Annotated in this window: 15 protein-coding genes; 3 read left to right on the top strand and 12 right to left on the bottom strand. The window is 66.5% G+C overall.

Features of this window, described 5'->3' with window-relative positions:
* Nucleotides 1–11 precede the first annotated feature (11 nt).
* From ACQR07_RS19955 to ACQR07_RS19930, 6 genes are all read right to left on the bottom strand, one after another.
* Entirely contained in the window at nucleotides 12–407 is a 396-nt protein-coding gene (locus tag ACQR07_RS19955) for a hypothetical protein (RefSeq protein ID WP_434903885.1), read from the bottom strand.
* A 263-nt stretch (nucleotides 408–670) separates the two neighbouring features.
* Nucleotides 671–2,008: an amidase gene (locus tag ACQR07_RS19950; protein WP_434903884.1), complete on the bottom strand. Its 1,338-nt coding sequence runs from the start codon at nucleotides 2,006–2,008 to the stop codon at nucleotides 671–673.
* Nucleotides 2,009–2,115: 107 nt separating this feature from the next.
* Entirely contained in the window at nucleotides 2,116–3,861 is a 1,746-nt protein-coding gene (locus ACQR07_RS19945; RefSeq protein ID WP_434903883.1) for a TRAP transporter large permease, read from the bottom strand.
* Nucleotides 3,858–4,526 (bottom strand): TRAP transporter small permease subunit, encoded by a 669-nt coding sequence (locus ACQR07_RS19940; RefSeq protein ID WP_434903882.1) that lies wholly within the window; start codon nucleotides 4,524–4,526, stop codon nucleotides 3,858–3,860. The genes ACQR07_RS19945 and ACQR07_RS19940 overlap by 4 nt, the downstream gene beginning before the upstream one ends.
* A gap of 178 nt (nucleotides 4,527–4,704) precedes the next feature.
* Nucleotides 4,705–5,838, bottom strand: a complete 1,134-nt coding sequence (locus tag ACQR07_RS19935) for a TRAP transporter substrate-binding protein (protein ID WP_434903881.1) — start codon at nucleotides 5,836–5,838, stop codon at nucleotides 4,705–4,707.
* A 374-nt stretch (nucleotides 5,839–6,212) separates the two neighbouring features.
* Nucleotides 6,213–7,235, bottom strand: a complete 1,023-nt coding sequence (locus ACQR07_RS19930) for a methionine synthase (protein WP_434903880.1) — start codon at nucleotides 7,233–7,235, stop codon at nucleotides 6,213–6,215.
* 138 nt (nucleotides 7,236–7,373) lie between these two features.
* On the opposite strand from ACQR07_RS19930, the gene ACQR07_RS19925 reads away from it, so the two are divergent.
* The 3 genes from ACQR07_RS19925 to ACQR07_RS19915 all read left to right on the top strand — a co-directional run bounded on the left by ACQR07_RS19925 (nucleotide 7,374) and on the right by ACQR07_RS19915 (nucleotide 9,894).
* Nucleotides 7,374–8,078 (top strand): glutathione binding-like protein, encoded by a 705-nt coding sequence (locus ACQR07_RS19925; RefSeq protein WP_434903879.1) that lies wholly within the window; start codon nucleotides 7,374–7,376, stop codon nucleotides 8,076–8,078.
* A 233-nt stretch (nucleotides 8,079–8,311) separates the two neighbouring features.
* Nucleotides 8,312–8,917, top strand: a complete 606-nt coding sequence (locus ACQR07_RS19920) for a 2-hydroxychromene-2-carboxylate isomerase (RefSeq protein ID WP_434903878.1) — start codon at nucleotides 8,312–8,314, stop codon at nucleotides 8,915–8,917.
* The gene (locus ACQR07_RS19915) at nucleotides 8,917–9,894 is read left to right on the top strand and encodes an NADPH:quinone oxidoreductase family protein (RefSeq protein WP_434903877.1); all 978 of its coding nucleotides are present in this window, start codon (nucleotides 8,917–8,919) and stop codon (nucleotides 9,892–9,894) included. Before ACQR07_RS19920 ends, ACQR07_RS19915 begins: the two co-directional genes overlap by 1 nt.
* Nucleotides 9,895–10,192: 298 nt before the next feature.
* On the opposite strand, the gene ACQR07_RS19910 is transcribed toward ACQR07_RS19915, so the two are convergent.
* The 6 genes from ACQR07_RS19910 to ACQR07_RS19885 form a co-directional block, all read right to left on the bottom strand.
* On the bottom strand, nucleotides 10,193–11,083 hold the full coding sequence (locus ACQR07_RS19910) for a crotonase/enoyl-CoA hydratase family protein (RefSeq protein WP_434903876.1): 891 nt from the start codon (nucleotides 11,081–11,083) through the stop codon (nucleotides 10,193–10,195).
* 238 nt (nucleotides 11,084–11,321) lie between these two features.
* Nucleotides 11,322–12,743 carry an amidase gene (locus ACQR07_RS19905; protein ID WP_434903875.1) on the bottom strand — a complete coding sequence of 474 codons (1,422 nt, stop codon included), beginning with the start codon at nucleotides 12,741–12,743 and terminating at the stop codon, nucleotides 11,322–11,324.
* Nucleotides 12,744–12,803: 60 nt separating this feature from the next.
* Entirely contained in the window at nucleotides 12,804–13,967 is a 1,164-nt protein-coding gene (locus ACQR07_RS19900) for a M20 aminoacylase family protein (protein ID WP_434903874.1), read from the bottom strand.
* A 22-nt stretch (nucleotides 13,968–13,989) separates the two neighbouring features.
* Complete coding sequence (locus ACQR07_RS19895) at nucleotides 13,990–15,489, bottom strand: M81 family metallopeptidase (RefSeq protein ID WP_434903873.1); 1,500 nt, start codon at nucleotides 15,487–15,489, stop codon at nucleotides 13,990–13,992.
* A gap of 264 nt (nucleotides 15,490–15,753) precedes the next feature.
* A complete protein-coding gene (locus ACQR07_RS19890; RefSeq protein ID WP_434903872.1) occupies nucleotides 15,754–17,400 on the bottom strand; it encodes an ABC transporter ATP-binding protein in 1,647 nt (548 codons plus the stop codon).
* Nucleotides 17,401–17,533: 133 nt separating this feature from the next.
* Entirely contained in the window at nucleotides 17,534–18,424 is an 891-nt protein-coding gene (locus ACQR07_RS19885) for an ABC transporter permease (protein ID WP_434903871.1), read from the bottom strand.

The following is an 18,424-nucleotide window of genomic DNA, read 5'->3' as shown; positions in this document are numbered from 1 at the left end:
GTCATGCCGCGCTAGTCGCCGACCACGCGGATTTCGCGCTGGGCATATTCGCGCTGGCGCCAGACACGGTACTGTCCTGACGGCAGCTCGATCGGCCCGTGCTCCTCGTGCACGATGCGGGCGCCGGCGCGGCGGGCGTCGAGAAAGAATTCGCCGAGCGTGATCGCGCCCTGGAACAGAAGGGCGCTCTGCGGACGTTCGAGCCGATGGCTGTGTCCGGTCAGCTCGCCATGCGCCAGAATGCCATGCGGCACCGGGCTGCGCTGTGCCTGGTCGGGAATCTTGTCGACACGGCGAATGAGGATGTCGCCCTGCCGCCACAACGGCCACGTCGTGTCCGGCACAGCCGCGGCCGGGCGGACCGCCGGGCGGCGAAACAACTGCAGCAGGGTGGATATGATCGACACGGCGCGGACCTTGAATGTGGCATCGGGGCGAATTGATGGACGACACTCTCGCGTGCCGCGCGGCATTCAGCAAGAGATCGCCATGACCTGCGGTGTGATGGGGAGAAATGGGCCGCAACGTCCCTGGGTTGTAGGGCCTTCCGCTACAGCATCCGCCCACGCAGCGAACGGCACACTCCCCCATGCCGTCAGGGGCATCGCGAAGCGATGAGCCCGGGATCCATCATCCCGAACGGTGATGCGACGAAGACAAGCGCCTCATCTCAGTTGCGGCCTAACCTGCTGAGTACGTGCTTGGCCGTGCGGAACAGGCGCTCGTCGCGGTTGAACTGTCCGATCAACTGGACGCCGACCGGCATGTCGTCGCTGCTCGTCAGCAAGGGCAGGCTCAGCGCGGGACAGCCGACCAGGCTCCACAGCGAGCAGAAGGCGGGATCGCCGGTCGCCTCCAGGCCCTGCGGCGCGGCGCCCACAGCGGGCAGGGTGATGATTGCGTCGGCGACCTGCTCGAACACGCCTGACAGGCCTTCGGCGTAGCGCTCCGCGTCGCGGCGCGCGGCCAGATACTGGACAGCGGTGATGCGGCGGCCTTCGGCGATCAGCTCGGCGAACTGCTGACTCACCGGCCCGCGGTCGGCGTGGTGGCCGAGATTGTGGGCCATGTCGACCGCCATGATCGCGCGGTGCGCGTCCCAGGCTCCGGCGAAGCCGGCAGGCAGCTCGACCTCCTCGGCGTGGAGATCCCGCGCGAGCGCTTCGATGGCGCTGCGTGCGTCCGCATCGGCGCGGTCCCACACCGGCGTTCTGACGAAGGCGAGCCGGGGCGGCAGCGGCCAGGCGCTGCGGAGCGCCGCGCCAAAGCCAGGTGCGGCATAGGGCCGGCTGTCGGGATCGGCAGCGTCCTGTCCGACCAGCACGTCGAGCGCCAGCGCGAGATCATCGAGCGAGCGCGCGAAGGCGCCGACATGGTCGAGCTTGCGCGACAGCATCAGCGCTCCGGCGCGCGAGACCAGGCCGTGGCTCGGCTTGACGCCGTGGACGCCGCAGAACGATGCCGGACGGATCACCGAGCCGTTGGTCTGCGATCCCAGCGCCAGCGGCGCGAGGCCGGCGGCGACCGCGGCCGCAGAGCCCGATGACGAGCCGCCCGGCGTGCGCGCCGTGTCATGCGGATTGCGGGTCTTGCCCGGCGCGTAATAGGCGAACTCGGTCGTGACGGTCTTGCCGATCACGACCGCACCGGCCTCGCGCAACCGGCGGACCGCGGCCGCATCAGCGGACGGGCGGTGGCCGGCGAAGATCGGAGAGCCGTATTCGGTGGGATAGTCGGCGGTGTCGAACAGGTCCTTGATGCCGACGGGAACGCCGTGCAGCGGCCCGAGCCGGCCGCCCATGCTTTTCCAGGCGTCGCGGGCGCGCGCCTCGGCCAGCACGACCTCGGGGTCGACATGGGCGAAGGCCTGGATCTCGCCGTCGATCGCCGCGATGCGTGCGATCAGCGCTGCGGCAATCTCCTCGGACGAGAACGTGCCGGCGGCGATGCCTTGCGCGACGGCGGTGGCGGTGAGCTGGCTGGGATCGAGGCCGGACAATCGGTTCATCCTTCAAGGCCGACGATAGTCCGACCGGCAGTGGCGCAGCCGGGTCCATCGTCGCGCAACGTTACGGCCTTGATGCCGCAGGCCGAGCCGCGGCGTCAAATCCGTTGTCAGCCGCCATAGAGATATTTCGGCAGCCACAGCGTCAGGCCCGGCCACAGATACATGATGACCATGCAGAGGATCACGATCAGCATGTACGGCATCATGCCGCCGAAGATCTGGTTCAGCGTTACGTGTTTCGGCGCGACCCCCTTGAGATAGAACGCCGACATCGCCACCGGCGGCGACAGGAAGGCGGCCTGCAGGTTCACGAACACCAGGGTGCCCCACAGGATCGGGTCGATGTTGAAGTGCTTGAGCAGCGGCAGGAAGATCGGACAGAAGATCACGATGATCTCGGTCCACTCCAGCGGCCAGCCCAGGACGAAGATGATCGCCTGAGACAGGATCATGAACTGCACCGGCGACAGATCCAGCGACAGCACCCATTTCTCGACCAGGGCCTGGCCGCCGAGGATGGCGAACACGCCGGAGAACAGCGCCGAGCCGACGAACAGCCAGCACACCATGGCCGTGGTCTTGGCGGTGAGGAACACGGCCTCCTTGGTGCGCTGCCAGTTCAGGGTGCGCGCCTGGATCGCCAGCAGGAACGCGCCGGCCGCGCCGACCGCGGCCGATTCCGTGGCGGTCGTGATGCCGAACAGGATCACCGCCAGCACGACCACGGTGAGAATGCCGAGCGGCATGATCGAGGTGGTCAGGAGCTTGATGACCTGGAGCCGCTCGGCATCGAGGCGGAGATAATAACGGACCTGGAGCGCCAGGCAGGCCAGTGCGATGCCGCCGAACCACCAGTAGAATGCGGCGGGCGGCCCGTTGTCGCTCGGCGCCTCGGGCGTCGCCGGTCCGGACGAGCCGAGCTGCTCCAGCCCTTCGGGCGCCGCTTCGGCGACGCCTTGCGGATGGATCACGACGTACCACCACACCAGCGCCAGCGTGGAGCCGACGCATAGGAACGGCACCAGCGTGTAGAGGAAGTTGCTGGCGACCTCGCGATAGCCGAGCGGTCCGTTGTCGGCCTTGATCGCCTTGGCCCGCGCCGGCGAGCCCAGCGCCTTGAGCAGGCCGGAGAACATGTTGGTGCCGTAGGCCGCCTGGAACTTGCGCATCCAGTCGGGCACCGGCACCTCGGTCTGCTCCTTCGGCAGCGGTGGCGCGACCTTGGGATTCAGCAGCGCCCAGCCGACGATGTAGATCAGATACAGCAGCGACAGGAAGAAGCCGGGAAACATCGCCGAGGCGTAGAGCTTCACGACGGACTGGCCGGCGACCGCGGCATAGACGATGATCATCACCGAGGGCGGGATCAGGATGCCGAGCGTGCCGCCGGCCGTGATGACGCCTGCGGCAAGCTTGACGTCGTAGCCGGCGCGCAGCATCGGATTGAAGGCGATGACGCCCATCAGCACGACCACGGCGCCGACCAGGCCGGATGCGATGCCCCAGAAGGTGCAGACGATCAAGGTGGCCACGGCGAGCGACGCGGGCACGCGGCGGAAGGCGAGCTGGATCGAATAGAACATCTTGTCGACCAGGGCGCCGCGCTCCATCACGTAGCCCATCAGCACGAACAGCGGAATCGAGATCAGCACGTCGTTGGTCATGGCGCCATAGGTGCGCTGGACCATCAGCTCGAACACCTTGTTCTCGGTGAACAGGTGAGTGGGATCGTAGAAGGCGATGAAGCCGAACACGATGCCGAGGCCCATCAGCGTAAATGCCGTCGGGAAGCCGAGCATGATGACGACGACGATGAGCCCCAGCATCAGGAGGCCGAGTGCCGGATCGCTCATTTGCTCAGATCTCCACCCATGCCGCGCTGGCGGGCGATCTCGTCGATCGCCGCCGCCTTCTCGATGACCGCCTTGCGCTCGGCGTCGTCGACATATTCGCTGTGCTCGAGCTGCTCGCCGACCACGTCCATCTCGGCGACGTCCTTCAGCCGGCTCGGCCATTCGCCGGTCTTCAGGCAGACGGCGGCGCGGACCACCTCGGCCAGGCCCTGCAGCATCACCAGCGCGCCGGCGATCGGAATCACGGTCTTGAAGTGATAGACCGGAGGGCCGTCGGCGGTGACGTTGGAGTGCTCGGCGATGCGCCAGGAATCGGCCGCGTAGAAATAGCCGGCATAGACCAGCGCCGCGATGCCGGGCAGGAAGAACACGATATAGAGCACCAGATCGAGCGCAGCCTGGGTGCGCGGCCGCATCGATGAGTAGAGGAAGTCGCCGCGCACATGGGCGTTCTGCGCCAGCGTATAGGCGCCGCCCAGCATGAAGAGCGAGCCGTACAGCATGTTCGTCAGGTCGAAGATCCATGCCGTCGGCATGTTCATGATGTAGCGCTTGAACACCTCCGCACACACGACGAGCATCAGGGCGATGATGAGCCAGGCAGCCAGCTTGCCGACCCAGGTGCTGATGCCGTCGATGGTATGCAGGACTTTCTGAGTTTCCATGCCCTCGTCCCCGCTCGGCCGCCGCGTGCGTCGCGGTCTGCCGGAGCCTCCCCACTTCAATCCACCCCCGACCATCCCGTATCGGGTCCAGGCTTTCAAGATCGCGCAAGCCGGACGTCAAGCAGCAGGGCACCGTCCGGCGGTCCAGCCGGCCGGTGCCCTGCGGTTTCGATCCGCCTCAGAGCTTCTTCGCCGCCGCGTTGGCGCCGAAATAATGGTCGAAGGCCATGCGCCGGTTGACGACCGTGTCCTGCTCCCAGCGCGCCGCGCGTTCGGCGAAGGCGAGCTGCGACATCAGGATCTTCTTGAAGATCGGATTTTCGGCCGCCTTCTTCTTCGCCACCTCGTCGTAGATCTCGAGCTGCTGCTTGAGGATCGCCTCGGGCGTCTTGTAGAACTTCACGCCGTCCTTCTGCAGCGCGAGATAGTCCTGCGAGTAGCGGTCCACCGCCTTCCAGGACATGTCGGCGGAGGCCGCTTCGACCGCATTGCCGATGATCGCGCGCATCTTCTCCGGCAGCGCGTTGAACTTGTCCTTGTTGAACATGATCTCGAACTGCTCGGCGTTCTGATGGTAGCTCTGCAGCATGCAGACCTTGGACACGTCAGGGAAGCCGAGCAGCTTGTCGGACGAGGCGTTGTTGAACTCGGCCGCATCCAGCAGGCCGCGGTCCATCGCCGAGACGATTTCGCCGCCGGGCAGGGCGTTGACCGCAGCCCCCATGCCGGTGAAGACGTCGATCGAGATGCCGACGGTGCGGTATTTCAGGCCTTTCATGTCGTCGGCCTTGGCGATCGGCTTCTTGAACCAGCCGAGCGGCTGGGTCGGCATCGGTCCGTAGGGGAACGACACGACGTTGGCGCCGATCGACGCGTAGAGCTCCTCGAGCAGCTCCTTGCCGCCACCATATTTGTGCCAGGCGAGCAGCATGTTGGCGTCCATGGCGAAGGCCGGGCCGGAGCCCCACAGCGCCAGCGCCGTCTGCTTGCCGTAGTGATAGACCAGCACGCCATGGCCGCCGTCGAGCACGCCCTTGGAGACGCCGTCGAGCAGGCCGAAGGCCGGCACCACCGCGCCGGCGGGCAGCACTTCGATCTTCAGGTCGCCGCCGGTCATGTCGTTGACCTTCTTGGCGAAGTCGAGCGCGTATTCGTGGAAGATGTCCTTCGCCGGCCAGGTGCTCTGCCAGCGCATGTTGATCGGGCCTTGCGCCTTGACGACGGCGGGCGCCGAAACGGTCGCGACGCCTGCGACCGCTGCGCCTGCGAGAAACTTGCGGCGGGTCGCCGCGGACGGATTCGTGGTGGTCATTGAAGCTGCCCCTCCCTGTGCGTTCGTTCTGCGTGTTCTTCGACACTTCGCGCGATCACGACACGTGATGATCATGACCCTGATCGCCGGGCTTTATTCCGGACCACCGCAAATGCCGCGGTGGCCCGCCCCTTGTGCGGGACAGTACGGGCTGGGCTGCGGTCTTTCAACACAGGGGGTGTGAGACGAAAGGTCTCGGAGGCGGGCTTGACTCAAGCCGCCGGAAAGTATCGCGCGGGTTGTGGAGGAGGGATGCTGCTCTGCGATAGCGCAGCGGCGGGATCGCCCGCGCATGATGGCATGGTCATCGTCATGCCAAGGTCAGGCCAAGGCGCCAGCCGACACTGTCACCGGCCGGCGCCCAGGCAGCGCCCTCAGGCGAACCGCTGCCGTGCCAGCTTCGCGCCGGTGCCCAGCGCCATCAGCTTGGCCTCGGCGACCTCGCGCCGCATCGGCGCCATGCCGCAATTGGTCGTGGCGATGATGTTCTCCTTCGGCACCACCTTCATGACGGCTTCGAGCGTCTTGCAGACGTCCTCTGCGGTCTCGATTTCGTCGCTGGCGACGTCGATCACGCCGGCCTGCACGATCTTGTTCTTGAGCAGGCCGAGCAGCTCGATCGGCACCTTCGAATTGCGGCATTCGACGGCGACCTGCTGGATGCTGCTGGCGTCGATGACCGGGAAGGTCTCCTCGTATTGCCGCCACTCGCTGCCGAGCGTCTGCTTCCAGTCGGTGTTGGCCTTGATGCCGTAGCCGTAGCAGATGTGCACGGCTGTCGGGCATGTCAGGCCTTCGGCGGCGCGCTCCAGCGCCCTGATGCCCCAGTCGCGCACCTCGTCCATGTAGACGTTGAAGGCGGGCTCGTCGAACTGGATCATGTCGATGCCGTCGTCGTGCAGCGCCTTGGCCTCCTGGTTCAACAGCTCGGCAAAGGCGAACGCCATCTTGACGCGGTCGCCATAGTAGTTGTCGGCGATGGTGTCGATGATCGTCATCGGTCCGGGCAAGGTGAACTTCACGGCGCGCGTCGTGTGCGTGCGCGCGATGCGCGCCTCGTCGCCATGGACGCGGCCCTTGAGCGACAGCGGCGCCACGACCTGCGGCACCATCGCCTTGTAGCGGTCCTTGCGGATGCCCATCTCGACCTTGTGCGCGAAGTCGATGCCCTCGACGCGCTCCAGGAAGCCGTGCACGAAATGTTGCCGCGACTGCTCGCCCTCGGTGAGAATGTCGATGCAGGAATCCTCCTGCAGCTTCAGCGCCAGGATGGTGGCGTCGCGCTTGGCGCGCGCCAGTTCCTCGCCCTTCGACTTCCACGGGGCCCACAACACGTTCGGTTCGGCCAGCCATTCCGGCTTCGGCAACGAGCCTGCGATGGTCGATGGAAACAGCATGGTCGGACTCTCCGGCGTGTGGGGCGGTCAGGCTTGAGCGCCTGTCTGCCATGGCTTACCCTTCAGGTACAGAAGAACGGAGCCGCGCCTGCGTTCCGCAGCGCGGCATAATGGTCCGGGGAAGGAAGCAAGACAGGCATGATCGATCTCTATTACGCGCCGACGCCGAACGGCTGGAAGATCTCGATCATGCTCGAGGAGCTCGGGCTGCCCTATACCGTCATTCCCGTCGACATCCGCGCCGGTGACCAGTTCAAGCCGGAGTTCCTGGCGATCAGCCCCAACAACCGGATTCCCGCGATCGTCGATCACGCGCCGGCCGATGACGGAGCGCCGTTTTCCGTGTTCGAGACCGGCGCCATCCTGATCTATCTCGCCGACAAGAGCGGCCGGTTCCTGCCGTCGGACATCAGGGGACGCTCGCGCGTGATCCAATGGGTGATGTGGCAGATGGCCGGGCTCGGCCCAATGATGGGCCAGCACGGACACTTCGCGCTGTATGCCGCGGAGAAAATTCCTTACGCGATCCAGCGTTACCGCGACGAGGTCGCGCGGCTGTTCCACGTGCTCGACGTGCACCTCGGCAACACCGGCGCCTATGTCGCCGGTGACGACTACACCATCGCCGACATCGCCTGCTTCCCCTGGATGATGACCCACAAGGCACAGGGCTTTGCGCTCGACGACTATCCGAACATCAAGCGCTGGTACGCTGTCTTGCGCGCGCGGCCGAAGCTGCAGGCAGGAATCGCGCTCGGCAAGTTCGTGAAGGAGCCGTTCAACGACGAGACCCGCCACGTGATGTTCGGCGCACGGGCGAAGGAGATGACGGGGAGATCGTGAGCGAGCTTCATGGCGCGGGGCGAGAGCATGGCGAAAACCATTCAGACCGTGTGTTGCCGCCCCTGGATTGCGTCGTCGCTCCGCTCCTCGCAATGACGGAGAGAGTCGTGTGCGCCTACTCTCTCCGCCGTCATTGCGAGCGCAGCGAAGCAATCCAGGGGCGACACGAATGGTCTCAATGACTCCGTAGCGCTCTCGGTGACGAACTTATAGCGACCTTTGAGGTAACCCACATGATCGAATTCTTCTTCGACTGCTCCAGTCCCTGGACCTATCTCGCCTTCCACAACATCCAGCCGCTCGCCCGTGAGTTCGGCGTCGAGATCGTCTGGCGCCCCATTCTCGTCGGCGGCATCTTCAACACCATCAATCCCAGCGTCTATGCGCAGCGCGAGACGCCGGTGCCGGCCAAGGCGGCCTACACGCTGAAGGACCTCGGTGACTGGGCGCGCTCGGCCGGGCTCAAGATCAAGATGCCGCCGACGGTATTCCCGGTGAACAGCGTCAAGGCGATGCGCGGCTGCATCTGGCTGGGGCAGGACATGGTGCCGTTCGCGCGCACCGTGTTCGAGATCTATTGGGGCGAGGACCAGGACATTTCGCAGGATGCGGTGCTCACCGAAGTGTGCCGGCGTGTCGGCATCGATCCGCAGGCCTTCTTCGACGGCATCGCGCAGCAGGGCATCAAGGATCAGCTGCGCATCAACACCGAGGAGGTCGTCAAGCGCGGCGGCTTCGGCTCGCCGACGATCTTCCTCGACGTGACCGACATGTATTTCGGCAATGATCGCCTGCCGCTGATCCGCGAGGCGCTGGCGCGCGCGAAGGGGCGCGCCTGATGCCGCGTGCGATCGTCTGCCGCGAACTCGGTCCGCCGGAGAGATTGCGGCTCGAAGAGCTGCCGCCGCGTACGCTGGGTGACGGCGAGGTGCGGGTGAAGATCCGTGCGGCGGGCATCAACTTTCCCGATATTCTGATGGCCGCGGGCGAGTATCAGCTCAAGCCGGAGCTGCCGTTCACGCCCGGGGTGGAGGCCGCGGGGGACGTCATCGAGACCGGCGCCGCCGTGACGGATCGCACGGTCGGTGACAAGGTGATCGTGCGCATGCGTTTCGGCGCCTATGCCGAGGAGGCGGTGGTCGCAAGCAGCCAGCTCACGCCGCTGCCGTCGACCTTCGACTACGCCGAGGGGGCAACCTATCTCGCCGGTCATGGCACCGCGTATCACGCGCTGGTCGATCGCGGCCGGCTCGAGCCGGGCGAGACGTTGCTGGTGCACGGTGCCGGCGGCGGCGTCGGCCTTGCCGCCGTCGAGCTCGGCAAGCTGCTCGGCGCAACCGTGATCGCTGCGGCGTCATCGGAGCAGAAGCTCGCGGTGGCCAAGGCACGCGGCGCCGATCACCTCGTGCTGTATGCCCGCGAGCCGTTCCGCGACGCCGTCAAGCGCATCACTGACGGACGCGGCGTCGACGTGGTGTTCGATCCGGTCGGCGGCGAGGTGTTCGAGAACAGCGTCCGCTGCATTGCCTGGGGCGCCCGGCTGCTCGTGGTGGGCTTCACCGGCGGGATCGGGCTTGCCCGCACCAACCTGATCCTGATGAAGGGCGCCAGTGTCCTCGGTGTGCGCGCCGGCGAGGCCGTGCGAAGGGATCCCGAGTTGGGCCAGCGCCGGATGGCGACGCTGCTGGAGTTTGCCGAGCAGGGTAAGCTGCGACCGAACGTCTCGCAACGCATGCCGTTCGCGGATTATGCCGCAGCGATGCGGCTGCTGATCGATCGCAAGGCGATCGGTCGGGTGGCGCTGGTGATGGATTAGGCCGTAGGGGGATGGAGTGAGGCACGCCGCCGCCACACCCCCCGCTGTCGTCCCGGCCTCCGCGCCGGGACCCATACCGCGTGATCTCCCTTGTGGCACCCTGAACGTCGTTCTTCGCCAAACACCATCCTGTGGTTATGGATCCCGGATCAGCGCGCGCGTGCCGCGCGCTTGTCCGGGACGACATCGAGGGTGGGGTTGACACCGCTCGCCGTCATTGCGAGCGCTTGCGAAGCAATCCAGGGCTATTGGGGGACGCTGGATTGCTTCGTCGCTGCGCTCCTCGCAATGACGATAACTATTTGTACTCCCGTTCGTCCCACCACGGGAAATAGTCCGGCATGTCGGCCGTCACCGTGTTCTTGAACTGCGCCGGACGCTTCTCCAGGAACGACACCACGCCTTCCTTGACGTCGTCGGAACGTCCCCGCGCGTAGATGCCGCGGCTGTCGACCTTGTGCGCTTCCATCGGATCGTCTGATCCCATCATGCGCCACATCATCTGGCGGATCAGCGCGATCGACACCGGCGCGGTCTTGTCGGCGATCTCGCGGGCGAGCGCGCGGGCGGTCGGCAGCAGGTCGTCCGGCGGCACGACCTTGCTGACGAGACGGCCGGCGAGCGCCTCCTGCGCGGGAAATACTCGGCCGGTGTAGCACCATTCGAGCGCCTGCGAGATGCCGACGATGCGCGGCAGGAACCAGCTCGAGGCCGCCTCCGGCACGATGCCGCGCTGGGAGAACACGAAGCCGAACCGCGCTGCCTCCGAGGCAATGCGAATGTCCATTGCGAGCTGCATGGTGACGCCGATCCCGACGGCAGGACCGTTGACCGCGGCGATGACAGGCTTCAGCGACTTGAAGATGCGCAAGGTGACCTGGCCACCGCCGTCGCGCACCTGCGGATCGGAATAGTCGACGCGGCCATCGGCATGCCGCTTGACCGGCCCGCGCTTGGCGTCGCGGTCGAAGGTGTCGGCGCCCGAGGAGAGATCGGCGCCGGCGCAGAACGCGCGGCCGGACCCCGTGACGATGATCGCCCTGACGCCGTCATCCTTGTCGGCGCGGTCGAAGGCGTCGATGAGTTCTGTCATCATCGTGCCGGTGAACGCGTTGAGCTTCTCCGGGCGGTTCAGCGTGATGGTGAGAATCTTGTCGGCGACGTCGTAGAGGATGGTCTGGTAGGCCATGGGGGTTTCCTGTCGTCTTGTTGTTCTCGTTGTTAGAAACGGCATTCCAGCGCGATGCGCAAGCGTCGAGCCATGTCACGCGGCAAGGCACGCTCGCGGTATTCCGTAGGGTGGGCAAAGACGCCGTGCGCAACGCGCGCGGCGACGTGCCCACCATTTGCACCGATGCTGCGGCGGTGGGCACGGCGCCATGAGCATGGCAAGCTTGGATCGTGCGGTGCGCGCGCCTTTGCCCACCCTACGAGACAGGCGGTTGCGGCCATGGCCGCTGCTCGCCGCGCAATCCCTCGAAGGTCTTGGCCAGGCCGAGCACGCCGACATCGTCGAAGCGGCGGCCGACGATCTGCAGGCCGATCGGGAAGCCGTCGGAATCGTAGCCGGCATTGACTGATATCGCCGGGTTCTCCGACATATTCCACGGCACGGTGTAGGTGATGTGCTCGAACGGCGCCTGCGGGTCGTTGACGGGCGAGGCAAACTCGGCGGGAAACTTCACGCCAGGCGAGACCGGCGAGATGATGTAGTCGTGTTCGCAGAACAGTCTTGCGGCCGCCGCGCGCAGCGCCATCGTGACGTTGAAGCCTCTGACCACCTCGACGCCCGACAGATCAGCACCGCGCTCCGCCCATTGCAGAATGTAGGGCAGGGTTTTCGCGCGCACCTCGGGGGCGAGCCGGGCCAGATCGTCCCACAGCCGGGCGCGCCAGAAATTGTCGAGGCCATCGAGCATCTCGCGGGTGAGGAAGCCCTTGACCTCGCTGATGACAGCGCCGGCATCCTCGAAGGCTTTGGCCGCCGCCAGCGTCGTTGCGCGCACCGGCTCCTCCAGCGCCTGGCCGACACCGCCGTGATCGAGCATCAGGCCGATGCGCAATTTGCGCACCGGTTTCTCCGCAACCTTCCAGTGCAGGTCCGACGGCGGCAGTGCAGTGCCGTCGCGGCGGTCGGGTTTCGACAGCACGCTCATCATGACAGCGGCGTCGTCGACGGTGCGCGTCATCGGACCGGCGACGCGGCCGACATAGGGCGGGTCGATTGGCACGCGGCCGAAGCTCGGCTTCAGTCCGACGAGACCGCACCACGACGCCGGCAGCCGGATCGAGCCGCCGATGTCGGTGCCGACATGCAGCGGGCCGTAGCCCGCGGCGGCCGCAGCCCCTGCACCCGCGCTGGAGCCGCCGGGGTTCATTCTGAGATCCCAGGGATTGCGCGTCAGCGGGTGAAAGCTCGACAGGCCTGACGACAGCATGCCGTAGTCGGGCATCGTGGTCTTGGCGAAGATGATCGCGCCGGCCTCGCGCAGCCGCGCCACCGGCGGCGCGTCGGCGGCGAGCGGTGCCTGCGCGACACTCGCGGCGCCGAGCGGCATCGGCTGGCCCTTGGTGGCGATGTTGTCCTTGACCGTGGCCGGCACGCCGTCGAGCACGCCGGCGGGCTCGTCATTGGCCCAGCGCTCCGTCGACGCCTTGGCTGCAGCCCGGGCGGCGTCGCCATCGAGCAGATACAGCGCCTTGATATCAGGCTCCCACGCCGCGACATGCGCCAGCACGTCGTCCATCACCTCGGACGGCGAGAACTGGCGCGCGCGATAGCCGGCGATCAGGTCGACGGCGGAGAGATCGTGCAGCGAAGTGATGTCGTTAGACACGGGCTTGTGCATGCTGGTCCTCCGTCACCGAAGCTGTTCTCACTCGCCGCCCGCCATCGACATAGATCAGCGCTAGGCTGCCGGCAGACGCGTCTCGATGATGCGCGCGAACATGCTGGCGCCGATTGGCAGGATCTTGTCGTCGAGCACGTAGCCGGGATTGTGCACCGGCACCGAGCCGTCATGGCCGACCCAGAAATAGGCGCCCGGGATGGTCTGCAGCATGTCGGCGAAATCCTCGCTGCCCATCTTCGGCGTCGAGCGTGTCAGCACCTTGGACGGCTCGACCACGGTGCGCGCAACCTCCTCGACGACCTTGGACTGCTCCTCCTGGTTCACCAGCACGCTGAACGTGTCGCGGATGTCGACGTCGATCTCGCAATTGAACGCCGCCGCCATGCCGGCGCAGATCGCGCGCATGCGCTCGCGCACCAGCGCGCGCACGCTATCCGAGAACGCGCGCACGGTGCCGCAGAGCCAGGCATCGCCGGGAATGACGTTGTAGGCCGAGCCGGCATGGATCTGGGTGATCGAGACGACGGCCGCCTGCAGCGGGTCGACGTTGCGGCTGACGATGGTCTGGATCGCCTGCGCCACGCTGGTGGCGATGACGACCGCATCCTTGGAACGCTCGGGCATCGCGCCATGGGCGCCGTAGCCGGAGATCCTGATATCGAAGAAGTCGGCGCCGGCCATCGCCGGACCCGGCAGGATGGCGATCTCGCCGTGCTCGAGGTCGGGCGCATTGTGCAGGCCGTAGAGCTCGTCGCAGGGGAATTTCTGGAACAGGCCGTCCTTGATCATCGCCCGCGCGCCGCCGAGACCTTCCTCGGCCGGCTGGAAGATGAAGTGCACGGTGCCGTCGAAATTGCGCGTCTCGGCGAGATAGCGCGCGGTGCCGAGCAGCATCGTGGTGTGGCCGTCATGGCCGCAGCCGTGGAAGCGGCCGGGAATGGTCGAGCGCCACGGCAGGTTGGTGTTCTCCTCCATCGGCAGCGCGTCCATGTCGGCGCGCAGGCCGATCCGCTTGCCGCTGTCACCCTTGCCCTTGAGCACGCCGATCACGCCGGTGCCGCCGAGGCCACGATGCACCTCGATGCCCCATTGCGCGAGCTTGTCGGCAACGATGCCGGAGGTGCGGGTCTCCTCGAAGCCGATCTCGGGATGCGCGTGCATATCGCGGCGGATGGCGGTGAGCTCGTCGGCGTAACCTTGGATGCGATCGATGGTGGGCATGGGCGTGTTTCCGTTGAGAGGTTTAAGCTGTGAAAACAGGGCCGTTCGGCTTGAGGCGGATGCCCGGGCGCAGGCGGGTCCAGGGCAGGGTGGAGGGATCGGCAGGCATCGCGCCGGGGGCAGCGCAGATCAGGAGTGCTGCGGCGATCGGCTCGAAGTCGGCGCGGAAATGCACCGAGCTCTTGTTGACCAGGATCGCCTGCTCGGTCGGCTCGATGCCGACGAAGCGGTACATCTCCTGGTCGGCGAGCTGAGATTTGTGCGAGGCCACGACGACCCTGACGTCGGCGATGCGCAAGCACGCTGACGGTCCCATCTCCATCTTGCGGCCGCCATAGAACGGGCCCGGCGCGATGAAGCGGCCGTCGGAGATTTTCTCGACAACAAAACTCTCCTCGAATGGCGCATCGCCGGGGATGCCGCTCCTGCCGCCCAACGACAGCGTCACCGTCGCGCCTTCACCGGCGGAATGGGCCGCGAGCGCCGCCTGCGGATCGTAGATCATGCCGATTGCCGCGCGGCTCGCGCGGTTGCGCACCAAGGCGCGCAGCATGCCGGTGGTGTCGGAATCGCCGCCGGCGCCGGGATTGTCCTGGGTGTCGGCGATCACGATCGGCCGCGTCGCAGTCTTGGCCAGTGTCATCGCATGGCGCACACCTTCGTCCGGCGTGTAGATGCGGCCGTCGAAATCATGCTCGTGGCCCGTCACGACGGCCGCGATTGCATCCGCTGCGTCATCTGCATCCGCCTGCGTACGGCCATAGGCGAAGACGCTGGGACCGCAATGGGCGAAGTCGGCGGCGGGAAAGCCAGGCGCGAACGACAGGGTCGGCACGATGTCGCTCTGCAATGCAGCGAGTTTCTCGTAGATGCCTTTGGTCGGTTGGTCGTTTGTGCATTGCCAGCTGATCGGGATCAGGAACGGCAGCTGCCGGAAGGCTTTCGCAAGCGGCTCCTTCGATTGCAGAAGCAGCGCGAGGTGCTCGGCGCAGGCGCGGCCGGTATCGGCCATGTCGGTGTGCGGATATTTGCGATAGGCGATCAGCGCGTCGGCATGCGCCATCATCTCGGGCGTGACGTTGGCGTGCAGGTCGAGGCTCGCGACCAGCGGCACGTTCGGGCCGATCACCCGGCGCACGCGGGCGAGAATCTCGCCTTCGCCATCGTCGAGATGCTCGGTCACCATCGCGCCGTGCAGGTCGAGATAGACGCCGTCGAGCGGGCCGGCGTCCCTGATGCGGTCGACCATCACGGTCGTGATGCGCTCGAACGCCTCCTTGGTGACATGCGCCGACGGGCTTGCCGCGCAGGCGATGCTGGGAACGATGTTCCAGCCGTTCGCTTCTGCGACTGCGATGAAGCCGGCCTGGCCGGCATTGATGCCGCGCATCGTCGTCAGCACGCTCGCCGCGTCGGCGATCGAGGCGCGGCCGCCGCCATGCATGAAGTCGTCGTAGTCAGCTTTCGTCGGTGCGAATGTATTGGTCTCGTGCAGGAAGCCGCCAATCGCGACGCGCGTCATCACTCCGCCTCGGGCCGTTGACTTTGCATGAGGTTAGACCGGCCCTTGCAGCCCAAGCAAGCGAAGGAGCGATGCCGTTTTGCATGCCGCGTGAGCGGAGCGGTGTAGTGCCGTAGGGTGGGCAAAGGCGCGCCACCCGCGGCGTCGTAGGCTACGGTCTTTCGCGCGCCGTGCCCACCGTCCGCATCCGCCGACACCGCTGGTGGGCACGCTGCCGCCTTCGGCGGCCGCTTTGCCCACCCTACGCATCAATGGAAAGCGTTGCTACGCGACCGCCTCGGACACCGGGCGGAAATTGGCAAAGTCCCAGTTCCGCCCGGGCGCGGCTTCGAGCAGGGACTTGGTGTAGGCCTCCTTCGGATGGGTCAGGATCTCGCCGGCCGGACCCTGCTCGACGATGCGGCCCTTCTGCATCACGACGACGTCGTCGCAGATCTGTGCGGCCACGCGCAGATCGTGGGTGATGAACAGGATGGCGATGCCGAGCCGGCGCTGGATCTCGTCGAGCAGCTCCAGCACCTGGGCCTGCACGGAGACGTCGAGCGCGGAGACCGCCTCGTCGGCCACCAGCACGTCGGGATCGAGCGCGAGCGCGCGGGCGATCGCGATGCGCTGGCGCTGGCCGCCGGAGAACTGGTGCGGATAGCGGCCGATCGCATCCGCCGGCAGGCCGACCAGCTCGAGCAGCTCGCGCGCCCGCGCCGTCGCCTTGGCGTGCGCTGTGCCATAGTTGACCGGTCCCTCGGCGATGCTCTCGCCGACGGTCAGTCGCGGATTGAGCGAACGATAAGGGTCCTGGAACACGATCTGGATGCGCTTGCGGTGGGGCTGCAGCAGGCGGCGGGTCAGGATCGAGATCTCGTGGCCGGCGAGGCGGACGCCGCCGGAGGTCGGGTCGATCAGGCGGACGATGCAGCGCGCCACGGTCGACTTGCCGGAGCCGCTTTCGCCGACGATGCCGAGCGTGCGGCCCTTGCGCAGCGACAGCGTCACGTTCTGTGCGGCGACGACCTCGCGCGCCTTTCCGAGAAAGGAGCGCTCGCGATAGACCTTGCCGAGATCGTTGGCCTCCAGCACCACCGGCTCCTGGGTCTCGGGCCGCGGCGGGCGCGGAATGAGGCTCGGCACCGAGGCAAGCAGGTTGCGCGTGTAGTCCATCTCCGGCGTGCGCAGGATCTTGTCGAGTGCACCGGTCTCGACGAGGCGGCCCTGCCGCATCACCGAGACGCGGTCGGCGATCTCGGCGACGACGCCCATGTCGTGGGTGATGAACAGCACGGCGGTGCCGTGATCGCGCTGCAGCTCGCGGATCAGCGAGAGGATCTGCTTCTGCGTGGTGACGTCGAGCGCGGTGGTCGGCTCGTCGGCGATCAGCAGCTTCGGCTCGAGCACGAGCGCCATCGCGATCATGATGCGCTGGCGCTGACCGCCTGACAGGCGGTGCGGGTAGGAGCCGAAGATGCGCTCGACGTCTGGCAGGTGGACCTGCTCCATCATGTCGAGGATGCGCTTGCGCCGCGCCCGGGCGTCGAGAGACGTATGCGCGCGCAAAACCTCGTCGATCTGGCGGCCGACCGGCACGACCGGATTGAGCGCGGTCATCGGCTCCTGGAAGATCATGGCCATCCGCGTTGCGCGCAATTCACGCAGGCGGCGATCGCTGGCGGTCAGCAGCTCTTCGCCGACCAGCTTGACGCTGCCGCTGACCGGATGCAGCGCGTTCTTGGGTAACAGGCCCATCGTGGTCAGCGAGGTCACCGACTTGCCGGAGCCGCTCTCGCCGACGACGCACAGCGTCTCGCCTTTCTGGACCTTGATCGAGACGCCATCGATGATGCGCGGACCGTTCGGGTTCTTGGTCTTGCCGACGGTGACGACGAGATTGTCGATGTCGAGGATGGTGTCGGTCATTGGGTCAGGTCTCCGCCGTCATTGCGAGGAGCGAAGCGACGAAGCAATCCAGAGTCGCGGGCGTGGCCCTGGATTGCTTCGCTTCGCTCGCAATGACGAAAAGTGAGATGATCATCTGGGCTAAGCGGTGCCGTCACTTGCCGGACTCGCGCTGCTTCATGCGCGGGTCGAGCGCGTCGCGGGCGGCGTCGCCGATCAGGTTGATCGACAGGATCGCGATCGACAGCAACAGGCCCGGCCAGAAGATCAGCTGTGGCTTGATCTGGAAGTAGGAGCGGCCTTCGGCCATGATGTTGCCCCAGGTCGGCGTTTCCGGGCTGATGCCGGCGCCGAGGAAGGACAGGATCGCCTCGGTGAGAATCGCCGCCGCGCAGATGTAGGTGCCCTGGACGATCAGCGGCGCGATGGTGTTCGGCATCAGGTGCCGCCACATGATCTTGGGCATCGAAGTGCCCAGCGAAATGGCGGCCTCGACATAGGGCTCCTCGCGCGCGGTGAGCACGACCGAGCGGACCAGGCGGGCGACGCGCGGGATCTCGACGATGGTGATCGCGATCATGACCGTGCCTACGCTGGCGCCGGACAGCGACACCACGGCGATGGCGAGCAGGATACTCGGGATCGCCATCAGGCCGTCCATCACGCGCATCAGGATGGCGTCGACCCAGCGGAAGAAGCCGGAGACGAGGCCGATGACCAGGCCGATCGCGATCGAGATGATGGCGGCGCCGACGCCGACCAGCAGCGAGATGCGGCCGCCATAGATGGTGCGCGACAACAGGTCACGGCCATAGGCGTCGGTGCCGAGAAGGAATTGCGCGCTCGAAGGCTTCAGCCGCTGCGACGGCGCCAGCAGCACCGGATCATGCGGCGCCAGCAGCGGCGCCAGGACCGAGACGATCACGATCAGCGACAGGCACACGGTGGCCACGGCGATGATCGGCGTCGAAGTCAGGAAGCCGAATCGAGGCCCCAGTCGCGTCGTGACTGGAATCGACGGCTCGGGAGTGGTGACGATTGCCAT

Source organism: Bradyrhizobium sp. HKCCYLS20291 (assembly GCF_051167715.1).
In the GTDB taxonomy this organism is placed as follows: Bacteria; Pseudomonadota; Alphaproteobacteria; order Rhizobiales; family Xanthobacteraceae; genus Bradyrhizobium.
This window is presented reverse-complemented; position numbering and strand designations above follow the sequence as displayed.

Coding starts and splice junctions, on each gene's coding strand:
- ACQR07_RS19950 (WP_434903884.1), bottom strand. CDS start 2,008: ATGAACCGATTGTCCGGCCTCGATCCCAGCCAGCTCACCGCCACCGCC.
- ACQR07_RS19945 (WP_434903883.1), bottom strand. CDS start 3,861: ATGAGCGATCCGGCACTCGGCCTCCTGATGCTGGGGCTCATCGTCGTC.
- ACQR07_RS19940 (WP_434903882.1), bottom strand. CDS start 4,526: ATGGAAACTCAGAAAGTCCTGCATACCATCGACGGCATCAGCACCTGG.
- ACQR07_RS19935 (WP_434903881.1), bottom strand. CDS start 5,838: ATGACCACCACGAATCCGTCCGCGGCGACCCGCCGCAAGTTTCTCGCA.
- ACQR07_RS19930 (WP_434903880.1), bottom strand. CDS start 7,235: ATGCTGTTTCCATCGACCATCGCAGGCTCGTTGCCGAAGCCGGAATGG.
- ACQR07_RS19925 (WP_434903879.1), top strand. CDS start 7,374: ATGATCGATCTCTATTACGCGCCGACGCCGAACGGCTGGAAGATCTCG.
- ACQR07_RS19920 (WP_434903878.1), top strand. CDS start 8,312: ATGATCGAATTCTTCTTCGACTGCTCCAGTCCCTGGACCTATCTCGCC.
- ACQR07_RS19915 (WP_434903877.1), top strand. CDS start 8,917: ATGCCGCGTGCGATCGTCTGCCGCGAACTCGGTCCGCCGGAGAGATTG.
- ACQR07_RS19910 (WP_434903876.1), bottom strand. CDS start 11,083: ATGGCCTACCAGACCATCCTCTACGACGTCGCCGACAAGATTCTCACC.
- ACQR07_RS19905 (WP_434903875.1), bottom strand. CDS start 12,743: ATGCACAAGCCCGTGTCTAACGACATCACTTCGCTGCACGATCTCTCC.
- ACQR07_RS19900 (WP_434903874.1), bottom strand. CDS start 13,967: ATGCCCACCATCGATCGCATCCAAGGTTACGCCGACGAGCTCACCGCC.
- ACQR07_RS19895 (WP_434903873.1), bottom strand. CDS start 15,489: ATGACGCGCGTCGCGATTGGCGGCTTCCTGCACGAGACCAATACATTC.
- ACQR07_RS19890 (WP_434903872.1), bottom strand. CDS start 17,400: ATGACCGACACCATCCTCGACATCGACAATCTCGTCGTCACCGTCGGC.
- ACQR07_RS19885 (WP_434903871.1), bottom strand. CDS start 18,424: ATGGCAATCGTCACCACTCCCGAGCCGTCGATTCCAGTCACGACGCGA.